The 25,455-nt window shown below is 67.5% G+C and carries 20 protein-coding genes; 15 read left to right on the top strand and 5 right to left on the bottom strand.

Annotated elements, in window-relative coordinates:
- Positions 1 to 9: 9 nt before the first annotated feature.
- From OHA70_RS25225 to OHA70_RS25265, 9 genes are all read left to right on the top strand, one after another.
- Complete coding sequence (locus OHA70_RS25225) at positions 10 to 1,191, top strand: serine/threonine protein kinase (protein WP_328321758.1); 1,182 nt, start codon at positions 10 to 12, stop codon at positions 1,189 to 1,191.
- A gap of 51 nt (positions 1,192 to 1,242) precedes the next feature.
- Positions 1,243 to 1,974 carry a Clp protease N-terminal domain-containing protein gene (locus OHA70_RS25230; protein ID WP_328321760.1) on the top strand — a complete coding sequence of 244 codons (732 nt, stop codon included), beginning with the start codon at positions 1,243 to 1,245 and terminating at the stop codon, positions 1,972 to 1,974.
- 10 nt (positions 1,975 to 1,984) lie between these two features.
- Complete coding sequence (locus tag OHA70_RS25235) at positions 1,985 to 3,274, top strand: serine hydrolase domain-containing protein (RefSeq protein ID WP_328321762.1); 1,290 nt, start codon at positions 1,985 to 1,987, stop codon at positions 3,272 to 3,274.
- A 135-nt stretch (positions 3,275 to 3,409) separates the two neighbouring features.
- Positions 3,410 to 4,807 (top strand): ATP-binding protein, encoded by a 1,398-nt coding sequence (locus tag OHA70_RS25240; RefSeq protein ID WP_328321764.1) that lies wholly within the window; start codon positions 3,410 to 3,412, stop codon positions 4,805 to 4,807.
- A gap of 1 nt (position 4,808) precedes the next feature.
- Positions 4,809 to 6,773 carry a VWA domain-containing protein gene (locus tag OHA70_RS25245; RefSeq protein ID WP_328321766.1) on the top strand — a complete coding sequence of 655 codons (1,965 nt, stop codon included), beginning with the start codon at positions 4,809 to 4,811 and terminating at the stop codon, positions 6,771 to 6,773.
- 254 nt (positions 6,774 to 7,027) lie between these two features.
- Complete coding sequence (locus tag OHA70_RS25250; protein WP_328321768.1) at positions 7,028 to 7,774, top strand: class I SAM-dependent methyltransferase; 747 nt, start codon at positions 7,028 to 7,030, stop codon at positions 7,772 to 7,774.
- Positions 7,775 to 8,089: 315 nt separating this feature from the next.
- Positions 8,090 to 10,756, top strand: a complete 2,667-nt coding sequence (ppdK, locus tag OHA70_RS25255; protein WP_328321770.1) for a pyruvate, phosphate dikinase — start codon at positions 8,090 to 8,092, stop codon at positions 10,754 to 10,756.
- A 40-nt stretch (positions 10,757 to 10,796) separates the two neighbouring features.
- Entirely contained in the window at positions 10,797 to 11,591 is a 795-nt protein-coding gene (locus OHA70_RS25260) for a class I SAM-dependent methyltransferase (RefSeq protein ID WP_328321772.1), read from the top strand.
- Positions 11,592 to 11,742: 151 nt separating this feature from the next.
- Positions 11,743 to 12,015: a YciI family protein gene (locus OHA70_RS25265; RefSeq protein WP_328321774.1), complete on the top strand. Its 273-nt coding sequence runs from the start codon at positions 11,743 to 11,745 to the stop codon at positions 12,013 to 12,015.
- Positions 12,016 to 12,038: 23 nt separating this feature from the next.
- On the opposite strand, the gene OHA70_RS25270 is transcribed toward OHA70_RS25265, so the two are convergent.
- Positions 12,039 to 13,268, bottom strand: coding sequence for a hypothetical protein (locus tag OHA70_RS25270; protein WP_328321776.1), 1,230 nt, complete (start codon positions 13,266 to 13,268; stop codon positions 12,039 to 12,041).
- Positions 13,269 to 13,417: 149 nt separating this feature from the next.
- Here OHA70_RS25270 and OHA70_RS25275 point away from each other — a divergent pair, with 149 nt between their 5' ends.
- Positions 13,418 to 14,944 (top strand): helix-turn-helix domain-containing protein, encoded by a 1,527-nt coding sequence (locus tag OHA70_RS25275; protein WP_328321778.1) that lies wholly within the window; start codon positions 13,418 to 13,420, stop codon positions 14,942 to 14,944.
- On the opposite strand, the gene OHA70_RS25280 is transcribed toward OHA70_RS25275, so the two are convergent.
- Positions 14,909 to 15,766 (bottom strand): alpha/beta fold hydrolase, encoded by an 858-nt coding sequence (locus OHA70_RS25280; RefSeq protein WP_328321780.1) that lies wholly within the window; start codon positions 15,764 to 15,766, stop codon positions 14,909 to 14,911. The two genes, OHA70_RS25275 and OHA70_RS25280, sit on opposite strands and share 36 nt — an antisense overlap.
- A gap of 101 nt (positions 15,767 to 15,867) precedes the next feature.
- Between OHA70_RS25280 and OHA70_RS25285 the strand changes: the two genes are divergently transcribed.
- Complete coding sequence (locus OHA70_RS25285) at positions 15,868 to 16,500, top strand: TetR/AcrR family transcriptional regulator (protein ID WP_328321782.1); 633 nt, start codon at positions 15,868 to 15,870, stop codon at positions 16,498 to 16,500.
- 281 nt (positions 16,501 to 16,781) lie between these two features.
- On the opposite strand, the gene OHA70_RS25290 is transcribed toward OHA70_RS25285, so the two are convergent.
- A complete protein-coding gene (locus OHA70_RS25290; protein WP_328321784.1) occupies positions 16,782 to 18,041 on the bottom strand; it encodes an MFS transporter in 1,260 nt (419 codons plus the stop codon).
- A 101-nt stretch (positions 18,042 to 18,142) separates the two neighbouring features.
- Positions 18,143 to 18,724, bottom strand: coding sequence for a winged helix-turn-helix domain-containing protein (locus OHA70_RS25295; RefSeq protein WP_328321786.1), 582 nt, complete (start codon positions 18,722 to 18,724; stop codon positions 18,143 to 18,145).
- 86 nt (positions 18,725 to 18,810) lie between these two features.
- Here OHA70_RS25295 and OHA70_RS25300 point away from each other — a divergent pair, with 86 nt between their 5' ends.
- Both OHA70_RS25300 and OHA70_RS25305 read left to right on the top strand, forming a co-directional pair.
- Positions 18,811 to 19,461 (top strand): RibD family protein, encoded by a 651-nt coding sequence (locus OHA70_RS25300; RefSeq protein WP_328321789.1) that lies wholly within the window; start codon positions 18,811 to 18,813, stop codon positions 19,459 to 19,461.
- A gap of 176 nt (positions 19,462 to 19,637) precedes the next feature.
- Positions 19,638 to 20,879: a deoxyguanosinetriphosphate triphosphohydrolase gene (locus tag OHA70_RS25305; protein ID WP_328321791.1), complete on the top strand. Its 1,242-nt coding sequence runs from the start codon at positions 19,638 to 19,640 to the stop codon at positions 20,877 to 20,879.
- A gap of 49 nt (positions 20,880 to 20,928) precedes the next feature.
- Here the strand turns inward: OHA70_RS25305 and OHA70_RS25310 are convergent, their stop codons facing one another.
- A complete protein-coding gene (locus OHA70_RS25310) occupies positions 20,929 to 21,618 on the bottom strand; it encodes a FadR/GntR family transcriptional regulator (protein WP_328321793.1) in 690 nt (229 codons plus the stop codon).
- 135 nt (positions 21,619 to 21,753) lie between these two features.
- Here OHA70_RS25310 and OHA70_RS25315 point away from each other — a divergent pair, with 135 nt between their 5' ends.
- Positions 21,754 to 22,995: an NAD(P)/FAD-dependent oxidoreductase gene (locus OHA70_RS25315; RefSeq protein WP_328321795.1), complete on the top strand. Its 1,242-nt coding sequence runs from the start codon at positions 21,754 to 21,756 to the stop codon at positions 22,993 to 22,995.
- A 530-nt stretch (positions 22,996 to 23,525) separates the two neighbouring features.
- Positions 23,526 to 25,436 (top strand): DNA primase, encoded by a 1,911-nt coding sequence (gene dnaG, locus OHA70_RS25320; protein ID WP_328321797.1) that lies wholly within the window; start codon positions 23,526 to 23,528, stop codon positions 25,434 to 25,436.
- The last annotated feature ends 19 nt before the right edge of the window (positions 25,437 to 25,455 follow it).

The following is a 25,455-nucleotide window of genomic DNA, read 5'->3' on the forward strand; positions in this document are numbered from 1 at the left end:
GTGCGAGCCGTGATCGTCGAAGTACCTGGCTACCGCCTGGCGGAGCCGCTGGGTGCGGGTGCGACAGGGGTGGTGTACGAAGCGAGCCGACTGGCCGATGGGGCGGCCGTCGCGGTCAAACTGGTGCATCCCGAGCTGGTCGACCCGCAGTACCGTGACCGGCTTCGCCGGGAGGCGCGACTGGCCGGTGCCGTCGTCCATCCCGGGGTCGTCCGGGTCCACGAGGTGGGCGGAGAGGGCGATCAGGCCTGGCTGGTGATGGACAGGCTGAGCGGCCCGGATCTCCAGCAGCTGCTGGAGAATCACGGCCCGCTGCCCATTGATCGCGCGGTCGGGCTGATGACCCAGGTGGCCGAGGCGGTAGACGTGCTGCATCGGGCCGGCGTGATCCACCGCGACCTGAAACCGGCCAACATCATCCTCGACGGCGATCGCCCGATGGTCGCCGACTTCGGCGTCGCCCGGCAGCTCGTCAGCCTCGAGTCGAGCACCGGGATGGACCTCAGCGGCGGCGCCGGCTGGCTGCAGAGCGGCTCACCGTCCGGTCCTTCGCTCGGCTCGGTCGCCGGGACCGTCGCCTACATGGCGCCCGAGCAGTGGCGTGGCGATCCGGTCTCGGCCGCCACGGACGTCTATGCGCTCGGCGGCACACTCTTCACCTTGCTCACCGGCGAGCGGCCGTTCAATCGCAGGACCTTGCCGGAGCTGGCGTACGCGGTGGCGATCCTTCCGCCGCCGATGCCGAGCCTGTACGGCGTACCGGCAGCCTTCGATGAGGTGGTCCGTCGGGCGATGGCCAAGGAGCCGGGGGAGCGGTACGCGACTGCAGCCGAATTCGGCGAGGCGCTCCAGGCTGCAGCTGATGGTGAGGTTGCTGCGGTGGCCCCGGTACGCCGTCGGCGCCGGGTTGCGTGGTGGGCCACGATCGCCGTGCCGGTCGTGGTGGTCGCTGGAGTTGGGGCGACTGTGCTTGCGCAGGGCCATGAGACGCCGGAGACCAAGCTGACCGTCTGCGCGCAGGATGCGACCGTACGGGACGCGCCGCGCAGCAAGACGGTGATCGCCAAGGTCTATCGCGGCGACCAGCTGACCCCGATCGCCGAACGCGATGGCGCCTCCTGGGTGCACGTCCAGCTCCCGGATGGCCGGAGCGGCTGGGCGCTGACCGACTTCGTCCGGCACCAGTGCTGAACCGTCAACCCAAGGTTGACTTAGCTAGAAAGTCAACCTAGCGTTGACGGCATGACTCCTGGGCCCGATCTTCAGCAACTCATCGACACCATCCGCGAGGACGCTGCGAGTGATGACGTCCTCGACCAGCTCGGCACCGCAGCCGGCACGATCAACGAACTGACCAACACCAGCGACGCCGCCCTCGGGTACTTCGTCGATCGCGCCCGTGGTGCCGGCAAGTCCTGGGTCGAGATCAGCGCGGTGCTCGGCGTGAGCAAGCAGGCCGCGCACAAACGCTTTGCCGACTCCTGGACGGCCCAGCCGGCTCTCGACCGCTACACCCCGCGCACCAAGGCCGTGCTGACCGGTGCGAAGGAGGTCGCCCGCGGCATGAACCACCCGTTCATCGGTACCGAGCACCTGCTGCTCGCTCTGTTCAGCCAGCCTGAGTCGCTCGCGACCCGCGTGCTGATCGGGCGCGGCATCACCGAGGAAGCGGTAGCCGCGGCCGTCGCCGTACAGAGTCCGGCCAAGGCGGCCGGTGCGCCGAGGGACGTCGAGGCCGCGCTGAACGCCGACAATCCGCCGTACACGCGCAAGGCCGCGCACGTGCTCCAGGGCGCGGTGGCCGAGGCGCTTGTGCTCGGCCACAACTACGTCGGCACCGAGCACCTGTTGCTCGCCTTCTATCGCGATTCGGCCAGCGTCGCCACCGAGGTCCTGACCGAGCTCGGCCTGGACGAAACGGCCGCTTGGGCGGCGATCCGGGCCATTCTCGAAGAGGTGACGAAGGACGAGTAAGTTTGGCTGTATGCCTGACTGGAACTCCCGCCTGGAAGAGCTCGCCGCCGGGACCGCGGTACCGGGTGCGGTGCTCGGGATCTTGGCCGACGGTGAGCAGACCATCGCGCCGTACGGCGTCCTGAACCGCGCCACCGGTGTCGAGGTGACGGCCGACTCGCTCTTCCAGGTCGGGTCGATCACCAAGACCTGGACCGCGACGCTGATCGCGCAACTCGTTGCCGAAGGCAAGCTGTCTCTGGATGACCCGGTGGTGAAGCTGTTGCCCGAGGCGCCGATCGACGCGCGGATCACCGTCCGGCACCTGCTCACCCACCAGAGCGGCATCGACGGCGACCTCTTCACCGACACCGGCCGGGGCGACGACTGCCTGGAGCGGTACGTCGCCCTGCTGGCCGATGTGGAGCAACTCTTCGAGCCCGGTACTGCGTACTCCTACTGCAACTCCGGTTTCGTCCTCCTCGGCCGCCTCATCGAGGTCCTCGACAACTGCACCTGGGACGAATCCCTTACCAAGCGTTTGGTCGAGCCACTCGGCCTGACCCAGACCACGACTCTCCCCGAGCAAGCCATCCTGCACCGCAACGCGCTCGGCCACACGGCGGACGGCGTACCGGTGAAAACCTGGAACCTGCCCCGCAGCATCGGCCCCGCCGGCCTGATCACCCAGAGCGCTGCCGACCTGCTCACCTTCGCCCAACTTCACCTGGATCAGTACTCCGAAATGCGCCAGCCCCAGGTCGCCGTCCCCGGTGCGACCGGCGGATTCGAGGCGGTCGGTCAGGCGTGGCGACTCTACGACTGGTCTGGCCGCAAACTCTTCGGCCACGACGGCACAACGGTCGGACAACTCGCCTTCCTCCGGATCGACCCGGAAGCCCGCTTGGCCGTCTGCCTGCTGACCAACTCGGCCAACGCCCCAGCCCTCTTCGACCAGCTCGCCTCCGAGGTCTTCACCCACTACGTAGGCGCCGCCGTACCGCTCCCGCCGGAGCCGATCGACGGCATTTCCGCAGGTGAGGAGCATGTTGGAGTCTACGAACGGGCCAGCGTCCGGATGGAGGTCGTCTGCCGTGACGACCGGCTGAGCTTGAGGTACCAGGCCACCGGCGACCGCCTCGCCTTCGCTGAGGAGCCCGTCGTCGAGTACGACCTCTACCCAACTATCCCCGCCGACGGCAACCACTTCGTTGCTCGCAGCGCACCGGACCAACCCTGGACCACCGTCACCTTCACCCCGACCTATCTGTTCAACTCAGGGCGGGTCACTCCACGGTCTGTCCCGACCGACAGGACATAGTCGGCATCTCGGCCAGGCGTCACGCTCACGGGAACGGCGCGCGGCCGCAGGTCGGGGACTATGTCCTGTCGTTCGGGACGAGATCAGCTGAGATTTCACGGGCGTGCTTGGCGTGAGCGAGCTAACGTCGTCTGAGTGACCAGTGCACCTGTTGATCTTCCCCGTAAGGCCGGCGAGCTGCGCGCCGCCGGATTCGTCCGCCGTTCGGTCAAGGCCGAGATCCGCGACAACCTGCTGACGGAGTTGCGCGCGGGTCGCGACCCCTGGCCCGGCATCGTCGGTTTCTCCCGCACGGTGATTCCCCAGCTCGAACGCGCCCTGATCGCGGGGCACGACGTAGTACTCCTCGGTGAACGAGGACAAGGCAAGACCCGGCTGCTCCGCACCATGGTCGGTCTGCTCGACGAGTGGACGCCCGTGATCGAAGGCGCCGAGCTGCCCGAGCACCCACTCGACCCGATCACGCCCGCGTCCAAGCGCCGCGCCGCCGAGCTCGGCGACGACCTGCCGGTCGCCTGGCTGCACCGCAGCCTCCGGTACGCCGAGAAGCTCGCGACCCCCGACACGTCGGTCGGTGACCTGATCGGCGACGTCGACCCGGTCAAGGTGGCCGAGGGCCGCAGCCTTGGCGACCCCGAGACCATCCACTTCGGACTCGTCCCGCGCGCGCATCGCGGCATCGTCGCGATCAACGAGCTGCCCGACCTGGCCGAGCGGATCCAGGTCGCGCTGCTCAACGTGATGGAGGAGCGCGACATCCAGGTCCGTGGGTACACCCTGCGGCTCCCGCTCGATGTGTTGCTGGTGGCAACGGCCAACCCCGAGGACTACACCAACCGCGGCCGGATCATCACCCCGCTGAAGGACCGCTTCGGCGCCGAGGTCCGGACCCACTACCCGCTCGACATCGACGCCGAGGTGGACGTCGTCCGGCAGGAGAGCCACCTCACCGCCGAGGTGGGGGAGCCGCTGCTCGAAGTACTGGCTCGGTTCGTACGGCACCTGCGCGAGTCGACCGCGATCGACCAGCGTTCGGGTGTGTCCGCGCGCTTCGCCGTCGCTGCCGCCGAGACGGTTGCCGCCGCTGCGCTTCGCCGGTCCGCGATCACGGGTGAGGAGCCGGCTGTCGCACGGCCGGTCGACCTCGAGGCTGTTCCCGCCGTACTGCGGGGCAAGCTGGAGTTCGAGCCAGGCGAGGAAGGGCGCGAAACCGAGCTGCTCGAGTACCTGCTGCGTCGCTCGGTTGCTGACACCGCTCGGGAGCGGTTCGCCGGACTCGACCTCACGCCACTCGCTGATGCTGTTGCTCAAGGCAACATGGTGACGACGGGCGAGCGGATCCCCGGTCGCGATGTCCTGGCTGCTCTGCCAGAGCTGCCCGTACTGCACGACGTGGCGGCGCGCGCGGGCGTCGAGCCCGATGATTCACCCGGCCGGATCGCCGCCGCGGTCGAGCTAGCACTCGAGGCCCTCTACTTGTCTAAGCGATTGGCCAAGGACGCGGACGACGACACGACCGTCTACGGGGCCTGAGATGTCGCAACTACCGGAAGGTTGGTCGTACGGGCCGTGGCACGACGGTCCTGACCCGCTCGCCCCGCCGGTGGATCTGCGGGACGCGCTGGACGAGCTCGGCCGTGATGTCATGGGCGGCTCGTCACCGCGGTCCGCGCTGGAGGAGTTGCTCCGGCGCGGGACTCGCAACACCGAAGGACTCGACGATCTGACTCGCAGGTTGTGGGAGCGCCGCCGCGAGATCCAGCAGCGGCACAATCTCGACGGCACCTTGCGCGACGTACAGCGACTGCTCGACGAGGCGCTTGAGGCCGAGCGGCATGACCTGTTCCCGAACCCGTCCGACGATGCCCGCTTCCGCGAGATGCAGCTCGACGCGCTCCCGTCCGGCACGGCGGCCGCGGTGCGGGAGCTGGCCGACTACGAATGGCAGTCGAGTGAGGCGCGGCAGAAGTACGAGGAGATCCGCGAGCTGCTCGGTCGTGAGCTGCTCGGGTCGCGGTTCGAGGGCATGAAGGAGGCCTTGCAGAACACGACGCCGGAGGACGTCGAGCGGATCAACGAGATGCTGTCCGATCTCAACGCGCTGCTCGCGGCTCATGCGCAGGGGCATCCGCAGATCGATGAGCTCTTCGGCGAGTTCATGGCCAAGCATGGCGAGTTCTTCCCGGAGAATCCGCGCACTGTCGATGAGCTGATCGACGTACTGGCTGCCCGTGCGGCGGCGGCGCAACGGATGCTCAACTCGATGACGCCGGAGCAACGGGCCGAGTTGGCTCAGCTCTCGCAGCAGGCGTTCGGCAATCCGCAGTTGTCGCAGCAGTTGGCGAATCTCGATGCGCAATTGCAGGCGTTGCGGCCGGGCGAGGACTGGTCTGGGTCCGAGCAGATGAGTGGTGACGATCCGCTCGGGCTGGCCGAGGGCGCTCGGGCGATGTCGGATCTGGCTGAGCTGGATGCGTTGGCCGAGCAGTTGGCGCAGTCGTATCCGGGGGCACGGTTGGAGGACATCGATCTCGATGCGCTGACCCGGCAGCTCGGTGACGAGGCGACGGTTGATGCGCGCCGGCTGTCGGAGCTCGAGCGTGAGCTGCGCAAGCAGGGTCTGCTGGAGCGTGCGCCTGACGGGACGTTGCAGTTGTCTCCGAAGGCGTTGCGGCAACTCGGGCAGACGGCGCTTTCCGACGTACTGCGGACCGCGCGCGGCCAGTCCGGTGAGCGCGATGCGGCGTCGGCGGGAGCGGCCGGCGAGCTGAGTGGGTCCACCCGGGCCTGGCAGTTCGGCGACACCCAGCCGTGGGACGTACCTCGAACGGTGCGTAACGCAGTACTGCGAACTGCTGGCGCTGACCGTGACGGCTCGGTGCGGCTCGACGTAGCCGACGTCGAGATCGCCGAAACAGAGCACCGGGCCCGAGCCGCGGTCGCATTGCTGGTCGACACGTCGTGGTCGATGGTGCAGGAGGGCCGCTGGCTGCCGATGAAGCGGACGGCGCTCGCCCTGCATCAACTCATCTCAACCCGCTACCGCAACGACGCACTCCAGCTGATCACCTTCGGCCGGTACGCCGGGGTGGTGGAACTACCGCAACTCATCGGCATGGAAGGCACCTGGGAGCAAGGCACCAACGCCCACCACGCCCTCCTGCTGGCCGGCCGCCACCTGCGGCGTCACCCCGACGCCCAGCCGGTGGTCCTGATGGTCACCGACGGCGAACCAACCGCCCACCTGGAACCAGACGGCACCGCCGAGTTCGACTACCCACCCCGCCCAGCAACCCTCCGCAAAACAATCTTCGAAGTAGACCGCCTAGCCAAACTAGGCGCCACCGTCTCCATCTTCCGCCTAGGCGACGACCCCCGCCTGACCTCCTTCGTAGACCTACTAGCTCGCCGCAGCGGCGGCCGAGTCCTAGCCCCCGACCCCGACGGCCTAGGCGCAGCCGTCGTAGGCGACTACCTAAGAACCCGCCGCCGCTTGTAGCGACAGCAAAGTTACCCGGACCGCCACCACTCACAAACCTCAACTGATCGCATCGGGCCAAGCAGGCGCAGGCGTGCTCCGGGGTGGAACGGCAGGTTTGTGAGTGGTGGCGGTCCGGGCCTGCCGCCCAACACCACAAACTCCGGCTGTAGTACGAGGGCCACTCCTCTCGCGTTCTATACCGGGTAAATGGCAGGCGCTCCGGTGGTGGGTGGGCGTGAATCGGTGGGCCACCTCGGAGAAGGAGATGCTTGATGAGTGATGCGTTCTACTCGCACGCGCGGTTGTACGACCTGATGTTTCCGGGTGGTGGGCCTGCGGTGGACTTCTATCGGGGTGAGGTCGGTCGGCACGGTGGCAGCGTGTTGGAGCTCGGGTGCGGGACCGGGCAGAAGCTGATTCCGATCGCGGGCGATGGGCATCCGTGTGTTGGCGTGGACTTCTCGGCGGAGATGTTGGCTGAGGGGAGGCGTAAGGCGGACGAGCGCGGTGTGGCGGTGGAGTGGGTGCAGGGGGATATGCGGGACTTCGACCTGGGACGCACCTTCGACTTTGTGTTCATCACGGCCAACTCGCTGCTGCACCTGCAGGAGGGTGAGGATCTGGTGAGCTGCTTCCGGGCGGTTCGACGGCACCTGGCACCTGGAGCGCGGTTCGTCTTCGATGTGTTCAACCCGAGTGTGGGCCTACTTGCAGGGGCCGACGGCGTGAGGCGCGCAAGGGAGGCGTTGGCGTTTAGGGATCCGGTACGTGGTGAGGTCAGCGTCGATGTCGCTGAGACCTACGATGCGCCGGCGCAGGTCACCCGCGGGACGTGGTACCTCTCGACCGACTCCGAGCCCGACTTCGTCGTCGCGCCGCTCGACATCAGGAGCATCTTCCCGCAGGAGCTGCCACTACTGCTCGAGCTCGGCGGCCTGAGGCTGGTCGAGCGCTTCGGCGACTGGTCCGGCCGGCCGTTCGCCACGGATTCGCAACTCCAACTCTGCATCTGCGAGTAGTCGGCACCTTGAACACCCAACGGCGACCTTGAACAAGTTATTACCTGTTCAAGGTCGCCGTTTGGTGTTCAAGGTCACGCCTTCCTGTCCGGCGTCGGTTTCCACGGGAAAACCCTCGTTTGTCCTGCGTTGTCAACGTGGCAAGGGTTTTCCAGCCGATGGATGTGGGCAGCATCACCCGTCTCAACGTGAGACCAGTGTTCAACTGGACTGGTTTTCTGCCTTACTCTGAAAAGACGCCCTCGCCAGTGGAGTCGTCGGGCCAGCGGTCACCACGCCGCGACAGTCACGCCGCCCAAACCTCAGGGAGTCACCGTGCCGAAACTCGTCTACGACTTCGCCGAAGGCAACAAGTCCATGAAGGAACTGCTCGGCGGCAAGGGGGCCAACCTCGCCGAGATGACCAACCTGGGCCTGCCGGTACCGCCCGGCTTCACCATCACCGCCGACGCCTGCAAGGTGTTCCTCACGACAGGTTCGGTACCGCCCGAGCTGGCCGACGAGATCGACCATCACGTCGCCGAGCTCGAGCAGAAGATGGGCAAGAAGCTCGGCCAGGCCGACGACCCGCTGCTCGTCTCGGTCCGCTCCGGCGCCGCGGTGTCGATGCCCGGGATGATGGAGACGGTGCTCAACGTCGGCCTCAATGACGACTCGGTGAACGGTCTCGCGCACCACTCCGGCAACCCGCGGTTCGCCTGGGACGCCTACCGGCGGCTGATCCAGATGTTCGGCAAGACTGTGCTCGGGATGGAAGGCGACGTCTTCGAGGACGCGATCGAGGCGGCCAAGCAAGCCAAGGGGACCAAGAACGACCTCGACCTGGACGCCGACGACCTCAAGACGCTGGTACAGACCTTCAAGACGGCCGTGCACGAGCACACTGGCCGCGAGTTCCCGCAGGACCCGCGCGAGCAGATGGACCTCGCGACCGAGGCCGTCTTCGGCTCCTGGAACTCCGAGCGCGCGATCCTGTACCGCCGCCAGGAGCGGATCGCCGCCGACCTCGGTACGGCGGTGAGCGTCTGCTCGATGGTGTTCGGCAACCTCGGGATGGACTCCGGGACGGGTGTCGCGTTCACCCGTGACCCGTCGAGCGGCCAGCCCGGCGTGTACGGCGACTACCTGCAGAACGCCCAGGGCGAGGACGTCGTCGCCGGCATCCGCAACACGGTCCCGCTCGCCGATCTGGAGCAGATCGACAAGGCCTCGTACGACGCCCTGATGGCGATCATGGCCAAACTCGAAGGCCACTACCGCGACCTGTGCGACATCGAGTTCACCGTCGAGCGCGGCAAGCTGTGGATGCTGCAGACCCGGGTCGGCAAGCGGACCGCGGGCGCGGCGTTCCGGATCGCGACCAGCCTGGTCGACGAAGGCGTGATCGACATCGACGAGGCGCTGCGTCGCGTGAAGGGTGCGCAACTGGCCCAGCTGATGTTCCCGCATTTCGACGACGACGCGGCGAAAGACCTTGTCACCAAGGCGATCGGCGCTTCGCCGGGTGCCGCCTCCGGCAAGGTGGTCTTCACGTCCGCCGCTGCTGTCGAGGCCGCCGACCGCGGCGAGAAGGTCATCCTGGTACGCCGGGAGACGAACCCCGACGACCTGCACGGCATGATCGCCGCCCAGGGCGTACTGACCAGCCGCGGCGGCAAGACGTCGCACGCGGCAGTCGTTGCCCGAGGCATGGGAAAGACGTGTGTCTGCGGCGCCGAGGACCTCGAGGTCAACGTCACGGCCCGCACGATCAAGGTCAAGGACCGGGCGATCGCCGAGGGCGACGTGATCTCGATCGACGGCACCACGGGCGAGGTGTTCCTCGGCGAGGTACCGGTCGTGCCGTCGCCGGTTGTCCAGTACTTCGAGGGGTCGCTCGAGGCCGACGCCGGTGACGAGTTGGTGACCGCCGTGGACCGGCTGATCACGCATGCTGATGAGATCCGGCGTCTCGACGTACGGACGAATGCGGACACCGGGGACGATGCGGCCCGAGCTCGCCGGTTCGGTGCCCAGGGCATCGGTCTCTGCCGGACCGAGCACATGTTCCTGGGGGAGCGTCGCGAGGCCGTCGAGCGGTTGATCCTGGCGGACTCGGCGGAGGAGAGCGACGCGGCGCTCGCAGTACTGGAACCCCTGCAGCGTAAGGACTTCCTGGAACTGCTCGGCGCGATGGACGGGCTGCCGGTGACGATCCGGTTGATCGACCCGCCGCTGCACGAGTTCCTGCCGCCGCTGACCGAGCTGACCGTGAAGGTCGCGCTCGCCAAGGAGCGCGGCGAGGATCCGGGACGCGACGCCGTCCTGCTCACCGCGGTCGAGCGGCTGGCCGAGCAGAACCCGATGCTCGGGCTGCGCGGCGTACGACTCGGGCTGATGATCCCGGGCTTGTTCAAGATGCAGGTACGGGCGATCGCCTCCGCGGCTGCCGAGCTGAAGAAGGCCGGTAAGGATCCGCGGCCGGAGATCATGATCCCGCTCGTCGGCGCGGTCCAGGAGCTCCAGTTCACCCGCGACGAGGTGGAAGCGGTGCTGGCCGATGTGGCCAAGGCCGAGGGCGTGGAGTGGTCGACGCCGATCGGCACCATGATCGAGCTGCCCCGGGCCGCGGTGACGGCGGAGCAGATCGCCGAGGCGGCTGAGTTCTTCTCCTTCGGTACCAACGACCTGACCCAGATGACATGGGGCTTCAGTCGCGACGACGTGGAGGGCTCGTTCTTCTCGAAGTACCTGGAGAAGGGGATCTTCGCGGTCTCACCGTTCGAGTCGATCGACCGCGAGGGCGTCGGCGCGCTGGTCCGGATGGGCGCCGAGCGCGGCCGCTCCACCCGCCCCGACCTCAAGCTCGGCATCTGCGGCGAACACGGCGGCGACCCGGAGAGCATCCACTTCTTCCATGAGGTGGGCCTCGACTACGTCTCCTGCTCCCCGTTCCGCGTCCCAGTGGCCCGCCTCGAAGCGGGCCGCGCGGCGCTGGATTAACCCCTGACCCTTCCCGTACGTCGGGCGCTAGCCTTCAGCAATGAGCCGCGAGAGCTTGCGCCAGACGTTCGGGGAGGACGCGGAACTCTACGACCGGGTCCGGCCGACCTATCCACCTCGCCTGTACGACGATGTCGCGAGGTTGCTCGGAGATCCGCAGCGCCCTCGGGTGCTGGAGATCGGCTGCGGAACGGGCCAGGCGACGAAGCCGATGCTGGAGCGTGGCTGGTCGGTGAAGGCCGTCGAGCTGAGTCCCGAGCTGGGCCGGGTAGCTCGGGCCAACCTGGCCGAGCTCGAGGTGATCACGGCTGCCTTCGAGGACTGGCCGTTGCCGGCGGAGAAGTTCGACCTGGTGCTGTCGGCGACCGCGTTCCACTGGATCGATCCGGAGGTACGGGTGCCGAAGTCGGCCGATGCGTTGCGGCCGGGTGGACTGCTCGCGATCGTCTCGACGCATCACATCGCCGGTGGCTCCGAGCAGTTCTGGATCGATGTGCAGGACTGCTACCGGCGCTTCACCGAGGATGCGGTCGAGGTCAGGATGCTGACAGCGGCCGAAGTACCGCAGGAGGACTCCGGCGAGATCGGCGCAAGTGGCCGGTTCGGGCCGGTCGTTGTCCGTCAGTACGAGTGGGAACAGCGCTACACGGCCGCCGAGTACCTCGATCTGCTGAGTTCTTACTCCGGTCATCGGGCCTTGACTTCTGCGCGGCGTAACGGACTGTACGGGTGTGTAAGCGCTCTCATCAACGCGGCCGGGGGGTCGATCACTAAGCGTTACCTGACGAGACTGACCGCTGCAAATCGCCTTAACCAACCTCTTGCATCCGGGTGATCCGGTGGTCAAAATAACCGAGCGGGAAGGGCGATCACCGTCGACTTTAGGGTCCGACCTGAACCAGCCGCTGTGGCGGCTCGTGACTCCCTTCCCGCACCAACGTTGAGATGGCGAGCGGGCCGTGACCTCCCTGAGTAGGGTTGAGGTCATGGCCCTTTTCGCACTCACGCTGAAGTTCACCGATCTCGAACGCCGCTTGGAGGTCATGCCGGCCCACCGGGCGTACCTCGACGAGCTGTACGCCGCGGGCAAGCTGCACGCCGCCGGACCGTTCGTCGATGCGACCGGTGCCCTGCTGATCTACGACGTCGCCGACGAGGCGGAGGTCCGGGACATCCTCGCCAAGGACCCCTACACCGCGGCTGACATCTACGAGATCGTCACGCTGCAGGAGTGGGAGAAGCGCTTCCCGCCGGCCTGAGCACCGGCGGTACGTAGTACAGGTCAGACCTCGGTCGGCTCGAGCTCGAGGTAGTCGACGTAGGCCCACAGCCAGACGAGCGGGGCGAGCACCATCTCGGGCTCGCCTGTCTCGTCGTCGGCGACGAACAGCATCGACGCGTCGCCGTTCGAAATGTCCTCGAGCACGGCCGGGCAGACCGCGACGGCGGCGTCGAACGGGATCACCTCGGGGCCGTCGTCCCACAGCGGCGCGGGCAGCGGCAGGACCGGCGCCTCCTCGGTGCCGTCCATCTCGACCGAGACCTTCTGCAGCATCTCGTACAGGTCGTAGGAGATCAGGCCGGCCAGCGGGCTGCCGTCGATGCCGATCAGGTACGGATCGTCGGCGCCGGAACGGAACGCGTCGCGGACCTCGGGGAACGCGGCCGGTAGGTCCGCCACCTCGATGTACGGCGCCTCGGCCTCCTCCTCGAGCTCGGCTTCCTCCTCCGCCAGTGCACCGCTGCGCATCTGGTCGAACGAGTGCAGCAGATCGTTCAGCTCGTCGTACGCGCCACCGCCCGGAGCTGCCTGCGCCCGGTTCTCCAGGTCGCGCAGGTGCTCGATCAGGTCGTCCTCGAAGTGCAGGTCGTACTTCGGCAGCCCAGGCTCGCGTCCGGCGTTGATCCGCGCGACGAGCTGGGTGGAGATCGGCCCGAGCCGCTCGGCGAGCACCTCGAGCGGGGTGGTCGGCTTGTCCTCCTCGTCGTACGCGCAGGAGTCGTCCTCGGTCTTGCCGTCGCTCTCCATCGCGAGCAGCACCGAGAACGCGGGGAACGCGATCAGGGCCGCGGTCGCGAGCATCCCGTCGCCGATCAGCATCAGCGGGTTGCCGCCCGCCTCGGTCCGGCGCAGGTGGTCGGGCAGCAGGACGGCGGCCTGCTCGACGTTCACCTGGCTGGCCAGCGAGGACAGGCCGTGATCGGCGTCCACCCCGAGCTGCTCGACGAGCGTCTCGGAGCTCATGTCGAAGGTGGAGCGGAGGTAGTAGCGCAACCAGCCGGCGTCGACCGGGTTGCCCAGCAGTTCGGCGATCCGGGCGCGGAAGTCGGCGAGATCGGCGATCGCGAGCACGACCAGCACCGGCTGATCGCCGTCGCCGATCACCAGCGGCCGGGTATCGCCGTTCTGGAAGCCGTCGATGACCTGGTGCAAGCCTTCGGCAGCCGCTTCAAGCGGCCAGGACTCCGCCTCGAACTCGGTCACACCCGCGGTGTGAACGTCGTCGGGCATCGATGGTTCCTCTCCGGGCGGTCGGAATGGCTAAGACTATGACGCTGGGGAAGCACCGGGGGCTGGCGGCCGGTGCGTCGTGACCTTGACTACGCTGTAGGCGGCGGGTCGGTGCAGAGGTATCTCACATGTGAGATAAGGTCCGGCGCATGACTGATGACTACCTGAGCCGGATCGGCAATCTCATCCGGGACGCCCGCAAGCACCGTGGCTGGACGCAGACCCAGCTCGCCGACGTGCTGGGCACCAGTCAAAGTGCGGTGAACCGGATCGAAAAGGGCCATCAGAACCTCACTCTCGAGATGCTCGCCCGGATCGGCGAAGCACTCGACTCCGAGATTGTCTCTCTCGGTGGCGGTCCGGTCCACCTCCGTGTCGTCGGTGGACGCCAACTGTCCGGATCCATCGATGTGAAGTCGTCCAAGAACGCCGGTGTGGCGCTGCTTTGCGCGTCCTTGCTCAACAAGGGCCGGACCACGCTGCGCAAGGTCGCCCGGATCGAAGAGGTCAACCGGCTGCTCGAAGTACTGAACTCGATCGGCGTGAAGACCACCTGGCTGAACGACGCCGGCGACCTGGAGATCGTGCCGCCGGAGCACCTCGACCTGGCCGGGATGGACGCCGAGGCGGCCCGCCGGACCCGCAGCATCATCATGTTCCTCGGCCCGCTGCTGCACCGCGAGGACACCTTCGCGCTGCCGTACGCCGGTGGCTGCGACCTCGGCACCCGGACCGTCGAGCCGCACATGTCGGCTCTGCGCCCGTTCGGTCTGGAGATCAAGGCGACCGCGGGGGAGTACCACGCGCTGGTCAACCGCGCGATCACGCCGGGCAAGCCGATCGTACTGACCGAGCGCGGCGACACCGTGACCGAGAACGCGATCATGGCCGCCGCCCGGTACGACGGTGTCACGGTGATCCGCAACGCCTCGTCGAACTACATGGTCCAGGACCTGTGCTTCTACCTCGACCTGCTCGGGGTGAAGATCGACGGCGTCGGCTCGACCACGCTGACCGTGCACGGCACGCCGGACATCGACGTCGACGTCGACTACGCGCCGTCCGAGGACCCGATCGAGGCGATGAGCCTGCTCACCGCGGCGATCGTGACGAGCTCGGAGATCACCATCCGGCGGGCGCCGATCGAGTTCCTGGAGATCGAGCTGGCGCTGCTGGAGGAGATGGGTCTCGACTACAGCCGCAGCGACGAGTACCTGGCCGAGAACGGCCGGACCCGGCTGGTCGACCTGACCACCCGGCCGTCCACGCTGCACGCGCCGATCGACAAGATCCACCCGATGCCCTTCCCGGGCCTGAACATCGACAACCTGCCGTTCTTCGCGGTGATCGCGGCGACGGCGACCGGGCAGACGCTGATCCACGACTGGGTCTACGAGAACCGCGCGATCTACCTGACCGACCTGAACAAGCTCGGCGGCCGGGTCAAGCTGCTCGACCCGCACCGGGTGATGGTCGAGGGTCCGACGCACTTCTCCGGCGCCGAGATCATGTGCCCGCCGGCGCTGCGGCCGGCGGTCGTCACGCTGATCGCGATGATGGCGGCGAAGGGTACGTCGGTGCTGCGCTCGGTCTACGTGATCAACCGCGGCTACGAGGAACTCGCCACCCGCCTCAACTCGCTAGGCGCCCAGATCGAGACGTTCCGCGACATCTGAGTCCTGGATGCTGTGCTGGTCTTGTATGTAGGCCACGGCCTCGGTGATCACCTCCGGATCGACCATGATCCCGCGGTGCCCGAGGCCGTTCGTCTGCAGGAAGTGCGCCTTCGCTCCGTACCTCTTGAGGAGGATCGGCGCCTGACTCGGATCGACCACGTCATCCTCGTCGTTGTGGATCGCCAGCAGCTCTGTCGCGCCTTCGGAGACCGAGTACTTCGCCCAGATCGTCTCGTCGCCGTCGAACAGTCCGCGCTCGATCGCCTTCCTCAGCTCGGCGTTGACCTTGGGGCCGAGTTCCAGCTCGCGGCAGAAGGCGTCGACCAGGTAGCCGAACTCGGCCGGCCCGCTGATCGTCACCACCCGCCGGGCCTGGACGCCTTCGCGGAGCGCGTACAGCACGAACGGGACGCCGAGCGAATGCGCGATCACGCCCTCGAAGGCCCCGTACCTGTCCGCCAGCCGCTTGATGATCCGCTGGTGATCGAGGATCGTCCCCGCCTTGAGCTGAGTGTCGCCGTGCCCGGGGGCGTCGTACGAGACCGGGCTGTACCCGAGTTCGAGCAGCCGCTCGACGAAGGCGTAGAACCGCGAAGCCCGCGACCGCCACCCGTGCACGAGCAGCACGGGCCGCTCGCCATCACCCCACGCGTAGGTGACCACTCCATCGACCATTTGGACGCTGGCTGCGTCGTGGACCGCGCGCTCCGCCGTCCGCACCTTGCCGCGCGCCATCGGCCGACGCCACAACTCGAACGCCACCCGCCCCGCGACCCTCGGCGGCAACACCTTCAAACTCGCCCGCACCACCTCGACGATCACCGCGCGCCCCTTTGCTAGGAAAACTATACGAACGGTCGTATTATTAGTTTGTGCAGCTGGTGGCGTCAAGCGAACTAGGATCTCCGGCACAGGAGGTGGCGGTGGAGACGCGTGTCGACGGACGGCTGGTGCGGGGCGACCAGACCCGGCGGATCGTGCTGCGCAAAGCGGTCGACATCGCCTCGGTGGATGGCCTGGAAGGTCTGTCGATCGGACGGCTGGCCAAGGAGCTCGAGCTGAGCAAGGGCGGGGTGTTCGCGCACTTCGGGTCCAAGGAAGAGCTGCAGCTGGCGACGGTTCGCGCGGCTCGCCGGATCTACGCCGACGCGGTCGTCGAGCCGGCCTTCAAGGTCCCGCCCGGGCTCGGGCGGGTCTGGGCGTTGAGTGAGTGCTGGCTCGACTATTCCGAGCGCCGGGTGTTTCCGGGCGGATGCTTCTTCGCCAAGGCTTCGCATGAGTACGGCGCACGGGGTGGAGCAGTCCACGACTACCTGGCCGAGGTCAACCACGAGTGGATCCAGCTCGTCGAACAGACCGTCGCCGAAGCGATTGCGGCCGGCGAGTTAGCGGCGGATGCAGCACAACTCGCCTTCGAGTTAAACGCCTACTACGACTCGGCGAACCTCGCCTCCCTCCTCCGCAACGACGACGGCGCCATCTACGACCGAGCCCGTCAGTCGATTCGCGCCCGACTCGAATCAGCAGCGACCGCCGGTACTGCGCTGCCCTGGTAATCCCGGATACACCGGCCCGGGTTGGTGTGGTTGCGGGGTGCTGATCGCGAGGTGCTCTTGATCGGGTTGGGGGCCCCGATCCGGGCGACTTTGTGCATGACGTGAGTGGATCTGCTACCGGGAAATGCTCAGGTGGTGCACAAAGTGCCTCAGGCGACTGCTCTTGTGGGGTCGGCTGGCGGGTTTTGGTGCTGCTGGTGTGATGCTTCAGACCATCGGTACGAAAACCTGCCACTGGCCGAGTAAGCAGGACGCAGCCCGGCGACGCGATCCACAGTCCGTTACCGCGGCAGCCTCGAATCCACTGAGCCAACCGCCACCAACTCACCGCTCGGCAGGTCGCGCTGACGCCGGATGGGGGAGAAGAGGAGTACCAGGCCGGCGAGGGGTACGCCTGCTGTGGTGATCCACAGGGCAGTACGGAGACCTAGTACTTGGCCCAGCGCGCCGCCTAGCAAGGCGCCCAATGGGATCGTGCCGTAGTTGAGGAATGACGTGCTGGCGGCGAGGCGGCCGCGGAGTTCGGGTGGGCAGTAGGACTGGCGGAACGTCGACTTGATCGTGTTGCCGGCGACCACGCCGACGCCGATGCAGAAGGCGCCGACCGTGTAGAGCGCCAGGCCTGGGCCTTTGCTGGTCAGGGGAATCAGCATGGCGAGGGCCGGGAGGGCCAGCTCGAAGAAGAGGGTTGCGCGCGCAGTACCGATCGCAGTGGCGACGCGGCGGCCGAGGAACGCGCCGACGACTCCGCCGCTGCTGGCGATGGCGATCAGGGCGCCGACGACGCCGGGGGAGACGCCGATCTCGCGGACGAGGAAGACGACGATGATCGACTGGTACCCCATTAAGCCGAGGTTGGAGACGGCGCCGAAGATGGTGAGTGTCCGGAGCCAGACGTCACCGGCCACTAGTCGAAGGCCGGCCAGGACCTCGGTGGCTAGTGGGGTGTGCGTGGTGTTTTGCTGGCGTGGTTCGCGGTACCGGATTGCGGAGATGCAGAGCAGGGCGATCAGGAAGGTCGAGGCGTCGACGTACATACCGTTGACGGCTCCCGCTGCCTGCACGATCAGGCCGCCGCAGCCGACCCCGGCGATCTGCGCGGCCGAGGCGCTGCCGTGGAGCTTGGCGTTGCCCTCGGCTTGATCCGCTTGTGGGAGGAGGTTTGGGAGGTACGCCGTGTAGGCGGTCTGGAAGAAGACGGAGGCGATGCCGGTCAGTACTGCGATGGCGAGCAGCCACTCGATCGTCAGTACTTCGGCGCGCGCGGCCAAGGGGATGCTCGCGAAGAGGACCAGCGAGATCGCCGAGCTGAGCTGCATGATCGGCCGGCGTGACCAGCGGTCCACCCAGGCGCCGACCGGCAACCCGATCAGCAGCCACGGCAGCCAGGCGGCCGCGCTCAACAGGCCGACCTGGAAAGTCGTTGCCTGAAGCACCGAAACCGCGATCAGCGGCAACGCGACGGTCGACACCGAACTACCGAACCGATTGACCGTCTCCCCAACCCAGAACCACCGGAAATCCCGATGCCTCAGGAGCAAACTCCTGCCGGCGCCCGCTGCCCTCGAGCCCGGGGCCCTCGCCGCCCCCGAGTCTGGGGCGCCCGTTGTCCCCGAGTCCGGGGCGCCCGCTGTCCGCCCGCTCATCCCGGCCGCCGCGGGAACGACTGCAGTTGCACGATGACCGGCATCGCTCGACTGTCCCCGACCGTGCCGTCCTCGACGGCGAGCGCGCTCTCGGTGTAGCGGTCGATGACCTCGCCCAGCTCTTCGTTGAGGGCGACCAGTTGCTCGGGCGTCAGCTTGAGGTCCCGCCAATCGGAGAGGGCCGCGGCGTGTTGCCATTCGCCTGACCAGTTCTCGGCGACGTACCGGCGTACCCGGTCGTAGTAGCGCTCGACCAGATCCTCCAGGTACACCTTCAGCGCCCCGCTCGTCTCCGGGTCGTCGCGGAAGTCGGCCGGGTTGAGGACCGTACGGCCCGGCGGGATCCGCCACCAGCGTTCGCGCTTGGTGCCGCGGTCGCTCTCCTCCTCGATGTACCCGTGCTCGGCGAGCAGCCGCAGATGCCAGCTGATCGTCCCCGTGCTCTCGCCCAGCCGCGCCGACAGGCCGGTCGAGGTCGCGGCGCCGTCGAGCTCCAGCGCCTCGATGATCCGCATCCGCAGCGGGTGCGCGAGCCCTCGCAGGCTGCGCGCGTCGATCCTGCGCATCGGCTTGTCCATGCTGGTGACTCTAACTTTGCAGAGACTCCTCTGCAAAGACTCCTCTGTAAATATTTCTGTCGGTGCCGACTTTTAGGGTCGAAGACATGCGGCCTCATGTGGTGGCTCAACTCGCGGTCTCGCTCGACGGTGCGACAACCGGCTTCGAGGCCGATCAAGCGCGCCTGTATGCGCTGGCGACGCTCTGGCAGGAGGACGTGACGCTCGTCGGCGCCGACACTCTGCTCGCCCAAGAGAGTTCAGTCCGTACTGCGCTACGCCCCGGCCCCCGCGAGGCCGGCCCCCTCCTCGCGGTCGTCGACAGCCGGCACCGCGTCCACACTCTCCCGGAGCTGCGCGACCTCGGGTACTGGTCCGACGTACTGGCCCTGTACTCCGAACTCACGCCCGCGCGCCAACCAGACAGCGTGATCCGCGAACTCGTCACCGGCTACGACCACGTCGACCTGGCCGAGTGCCTCGAGATGCTCGGCCGTCGAGGCGCCAAACTCGTCCGCGTCGACAGCGGCGGCGGGTTGCTCGGAGCAATGATCGAGCAAGGTCTCGTGGATGAGCTCTGCCTGCTCGTCCATCCCGTCCTGATCGGTGACGCTCCCCGCTGGCACGACTCCTTCACCCGCCACCTCGACCTCTCGCTGGCGAACGTCGAGACCTTCCTCCCCGGCGTCACCTGGCTCCGGTACTGCGTGGCCGAGAGTTCCGTCGAAGTTGGCGAAACTGTCGGTGGCGATGGCTAGCGCCCTGTGTCCGACATTGTTCGGCGCTTGCGGCGCCCAGGCACGCACCTCGCGGCAGCGGAGGAACGGCCACGATGGAAAAACATCGAGGCCGCCCCTCCGCCACCGCGATGCACGCACCTGAACACCGCAATCACTCGAACAATGTCGGACACAGGGCACTAGTGTGAGGAGTAATGAGAAAGCAGCATGAGTGGTACGACGAGCACGACGCCGAGCGTTGGGTCCCGGAGCCGGTCAAGCGGCCGGGCCGGACAGCGTTCGCGCGCGATCGTGCGCGCGTGCTGCACAGCGCCGCGCTTCGGCGGCTGGCCGCGAAGACGCAGGTCGCGACCGCCGGCAGCGACGACTTCGTTCGGAACCGGTTGACGCACAGCCTCGAGGTCGCGCAGATCGGCCGCGAACTGGCCAGCACGCTCGGCTGCGATCCGGACATCGTCGACGCGGCCTGCCTCGCACATGACCTCGGCCATCCGCCGTACGGGCACAACGGGGAGCGCGCGCTCGACCAGCTCGCGGAGAAGATCGGCGGGTTCGAGGGCAATGCGCAGACGCTGCGGTTGCTGACTCGGCTGGAGTCCAAGACCTTCGACGCGGCCGGTCGCAGCGTCGGGCTGAACCTCAGCCGGGCGACGCTCGACGCGGCGACGAAGTATCCGTGGCAGCGGCAACCAGGGCAACGGAAGTTCGGTGTATACGACGACGACGCGGCGGTCTTCGACTGGCTGCGGCAGGGCGTCGAGGCCGGCGGGCGGCGCTGTCTCGAGGCGCAGGTGATGGACTTCGCCGACGACGTCGCCTACTCGGTGCACGACGTCGAGGACGGGATCGTTGCCCACCACATCGACCTCGGCCAGGTGGATGCCGAGCGGACGCCGTACTGGGAGACGGTCCGGAGGATCTACTTGCCGGAGGCAACCGATGCGGAGCTGGATGAGAGCTGGGAGCGGCTCACCGCGCTGCCGTACTGGCCTCGTGCGGTCTTCGATGAAAGTCGGCGTGCGCTCGGTGGGCTGAAGGATCTGACCAGCCAGCTCATCGGTCGGCTGGTCACCGCGGCAGAGCAGGCGACGCACTCGCGGTTCGGCCGGTCGCGGCTGATCCGCTACGAGGCGGATCTGGTCGTACCGGACGGTGTCCGGACGGAGATCGCGCTGCTGAAGAGCATCGGGATGTTCCACGTGCTCAACTCGCCTGAACGCCAAGCCCGGCGCGCCAGTCAGCGCGAGCTGCTCACCGAGTTGGTCGAGGCGCTGTGGGCGTCGGCGCCGCGAGATCTGGACGCCGGGTTCGCCGCCGACTTCAAGGACGCAGCCGACGATGACGCCCGCCTGCGCGTGATCATCGACCAGGTCGCCTCCCTCACCGACCCCTCAGCCCTCAGCTGGCACACAAGGTTGGTCGACTCAAACCGCTGAGCCCGCGCTCGGCGCACGTCCCCTCTCGCCTCGCCGGGGACGTGGGACGTCAGGACGCCTCGGTGCTCGCAGCCTCTTCCTCGGCACGGCTGATCCGCGCCCGAACATCACGGAAATGCAGCCGCATCGCATCACGAGCAGCCTTCGAGTCACGCTCACGCAAGGCGTCGACAATCCGCCGGTGATTGGCGATCAGATCGCCCGTACGATCGGCCGGCTCGCCGAGCAGCTCCTCCACCTCGTGGTACGTGTCCCAGAACAACCCGATCAACTGCAGCACCAACTCGTTGCCACAGTTCTCGTAAAGCAACGCATGGAACGCCCGATCGGCCCCCGAGTCGTGCGCCATCGCCGTCACCAGCGCGTCGAGCGCGGACAGCTTCGGCTCGCTCGTCCGCGCCTTCGCCACCTCACCGATCAGCCCGGTCTCCAGCAACTCCCGGACCTCGACCAGTTCGCGGATCGCCTGGATCCCGTCGCTGGACCGCACCCGGAAGGCAAGGGACGTCGTCAATCCGGTCAGCGACGCCTGCCCCACGAAGGTCCCGTACCCATGCCGGATGTCCACGATGCCCAACGCCTGCAGGGCGCGAATCGCCTCCCGCACGCTGTTCCGGCTCGCGCCGAGCAACTCCATCAGCTGCGGCTCGGTCGGCATCGCGGCTCCGGACGCCAGCCCGCGTTCATGGATCAGCTCGATGATCCGCTCCTCCAGAGCAGCCCCCGCCCGTACCCGCATCGCGCCTCCCGTAGTACGCCGAACTCCGGCTGATTCATCCTATGTCCGGCGCCGGCCGTCACCGTTCACGTACGCCGGACATACCGCCGCGCACCTGCCTGACGTGTGGTTGCCGGAAGGCTTAATCTCAGTGCCATGACCGACTCGGAACGCATTGTCATCATCGGAGCGAGCCTGGCCGGTGCCAGAGCCGCCGACTTCTTGCGCAGGGAAGAGTGGCCCGGCCAGATCGTACTGATCGGCGACGAGCCGGAGCTGCCGTACGAGCGCCCGCCGCTGTCCAAGACCGTCCTGCTCGGCAAGGACCAGCCTGAGGTCGCCCAGCTGCACGACCAGGCTTGGTACGACGAGCGCAACATCGAGCTGCGACTCGGCGTCGAGGCGACCGCGATCGACACCGCCGCGCGCACGGTCGCGTTGGCCGATGGCTCCGAGGTCGGGTACGACAAGCTGCTGATTGCGACGGGGAGCCGGGTCCGCAAACTCGACGTACCGGGTGCTGACCTCGCTGGCGTGCACTACCTCCGTACGGCGGCCGAGTCGAAGGCGCTCAGCGACGCGTACGCAGCCAAGCCGCGGGTAGTCGTCGTCGGCGCCGGCTGGATCGGCCTCGAGACCGCCGCGACTGCACGCGAACGGGGCTGCGAGGTCACCGTCGTCGAGCCGCAGGCCACCGCGCTCGCCTCGGTGATGGGCCAGGAGATCGGTGACCTGTACGCCGAACTGCACCGCAGCCACGGCGTCGACCTGCGCTTCAACACCGGCGTCGAGGGCTTCGAGGGCGACTCCCAGGTCACCGGCGTCAAGCTGTCGGACGGCGAGGTACTGCCCGCGGACCTGGTGATCGTCGGCGTCGGCGTCCAGCCCAACACCGAGCTCGCGGAGGCCGCCGGGATCAAGGTGGCCAGCCGCGAGGAAGGCTCAGGCATCCTCACCGGCCCCGACCTCCAGACATCTGCACCGGGCGTCTACGCCGCTGGCGACGTGGTCCGCTGGGACCACCCGGTCCTCGGCCACTCGATCCGCGTCGAGCACTGGCAGAACGCCATGGACAGCGGCAAGGCAGCCGCCCAGGCAATGGTCGGCAAGGACGTCTCACAAGAGGCCCTCCCGTACTTCTTCTCCGACCAGTACGACCTAGGCATGGAGTACACCGGCGACGTCCCCCGCGGCACCTCCACCAAGGTCATCTTCCGCGGCGACCCGTCCACCGGCGCCTACCTGGCCTTCTGGCTCTCCGACGACAACCACGTCCTAGCCGGCACCCAAGTCAACACCTGGGACACCATCGACGCCATCAAGTCCCTGATCACCTCCAAGAAGCCCGTCGACCCAACCCGCCTCGCAGACACCTCGGTGGACCTCGCCGACGTCTGACCGTTGCCCAACCGCCCGGACCCGCTCAGTCGGGTCCGGCGCGTTGGGGTCGTTCAGCCGGTCGGTGATGAGGAAGTCCGGCAGCTCGAACGCAGCATGCTCGCGCTCGGTCAGTACGAAGGTCCCGCCGACCTCATCCGCCTCCCAGCCGTTGACCAACGCGTACTCGACGACCGCGCGAACATCCCCCGATGTCGGGTAGGCGGTGTCTGTCGCGCACGCACCCCACGGCCCAGGCGGCGTGGTGGACAGCAGGTCCACCTGCAGCGCGCGGCTGTTCTTGCCGTTGCCCCAGACCCGCAGCCGAATGGCCCGATAGCAGTCGTGCTCCCCGGGCGCATGCGTGATCCGGGCGGTCCACGCACACCGTCGACCGCCGATCTGCAGGGTCCGCAGTCTCGTCTTCATCCGATTCCACCTCACTCCGCAGGCGAGTATCTCTTGGCGTGCCCGCGATCCGAACTGCTTTTTCGGGCGGTCGTAGTACCGCCGTTGTGTCACTGGCTTCTGGTGGACCGTAGACTCGGCGCGTGGCGGGCAGGATCAAGGAAGAGGACATCGCGCTGGTGCGCGAGCGGGCTCGGATCGACGAGATCGTCGGCTCCTACGTGACCCTGAAGAACGCGGGTGGCGGATCGCTCAAGGGGCTGTGCCCGTTCCACGACGAGAAGTCGCCGTCGTTCAACGTCACCCCGGCCCGCGGCTTCTTCTACTGCTTCGGCTGCCAAGAGGGCGGCGACGTGATCGACTTCATCCAGAAGATCGATCAGATCACCTTCCACGAAGCCGTCGAGACGCTGGCCGCCAAGGTCGGCATCCAGCTCCGGTACGACGAATCCGGCGCGCCGATCCAGCGCTCGCAGAACAACCAGCGACCGCGGCTCGTCGAGGCGCACAAGGTCGCAGCGGAGTACTACTCCGAGCAGCTCTTCACCGCCCCCGAGGCGATGCCCGGGCGGCAGTTCCTCGACAAGCGCGGCTTCGACCGCGACGCCGCGGTGACCTTCGGCGTCGGCTTCTCGCCGCGCGGAGGTGAGTCGCTGGTGGCGCATCTGCGCGGTCGCGGCTTCACCAACGCCGAGCTGGTCGCGTCCGGGTTGTGCTCGGACGGTCAGCGTGGACTGTACGACCGCTTCCGCGGCCGGCTCATGTGGCCGATCCGCGACGCCGGCGGGGACGTGATCGGGTTCGGGGCGCGCCGGCTCTTCGACGACGACAAGATCGAGGCGAAGTACCTCAACACGGGTGAGACCGCGATCTACAAGAAGTCGAAGGTCCTGTACGGCGTGGACCTGGCTCGACGCGAGATCGCCAAGGGCAAGCAGGCGGTCGTCGTCGAGGGGTACACCGACGTGATGGCTTGCCACCTGGCCGGAGTACAGACTGCTGTTGCTACCTGTGGGACGTCGTTCGGTGAGGACCACTCGCGGGTGCTGCGGCAGTTGTTGCTGGACCATGACCAGTTCCGCGGTGAGGTCATCTTCACCTTCGACGGGGACAGCGCTGGCCAGCGGGCTGCTTTGAAGGCCTTCGAGGGGGACCAGGCGTTTGCGTCGCAGACCTATGTGGCTGTGGAGCCGGATGGGCTCGACCCGTGCGACCTGCGGCTGCAGAAGGGCGATGCGGCGGTACGCGAGCTGATCGGGCGGCGGGTGCCGCTGTACCGGTTCGTACTGTCCAACGTGCTGTCGAAGTACGACCTCGACCGGGCCGACACCCGGATCGATGCGTTGCGCGACGCGGCCCGGCTCGTGGTGAGCATCCGCGACCGGTCGAAGGTCGACGCGTTCACACGCGAGCTGGCCGGGCATCTGGGGATGGAGGTGGACCAGGTGCGTACCGAAGTACATCGTGCTGCTTCTCGTCCTGCTCCGGCTCCCACTGCTGTGGTTGACCGTGGACCGGTGCGGGGGACGAGTGAGGCGCCTGCCGCGCCGCCGCCTCGGGTCGACCTGCCATCGCCGCGCGATCAGCGGTTCTCGATCGAATGGGACGTGCTGAAGATCGCGATGCAGCACCCGCATCTGATGGGCGTCGCCTTCGACGAACTGGACGACAACGACTTCACCCACCCTTGGCTGGCTGCTGTGCGCGGTGCGATGGAGAAGACTGGCGGACCGGCGAATGCGGCGCCGGGCGAGGCATGGGTGGTAGCGGTCCGCGAGGCGATGGGGATCGACCCGGCCGCGGCTGTGGTGAGCGCCCTCGCTGTCGACCCGGTGCGGCTTGATCGCGCCCCTGACGAGATCTATGCGCGGGCATATCTGGCGCGGCTGCAGGAGCTCACCTGTCTGCGCCGGATCGCCGACCTGAAGTCGAAGCTGCAACGGACGAACCCGGTCGATCGGCTCGATGACTACAACCGGATGTTCGGTGAACTGATCGCGCTCGAACGCTATCGCGCCGAACTCCGCGAACAGGCGATCAGCGGGGCACTGTGAGGGCCGTTATCCACAGCCT

This window comes from Kribbella sp. NBC_00382 (assembly GCF_036067295.1).
Classification (GTDB): domain Bacteria; phylum Actinomycetota; class Actinomycetes; order Propionibacteriales; family Kribbellaceae; genus Kribbella.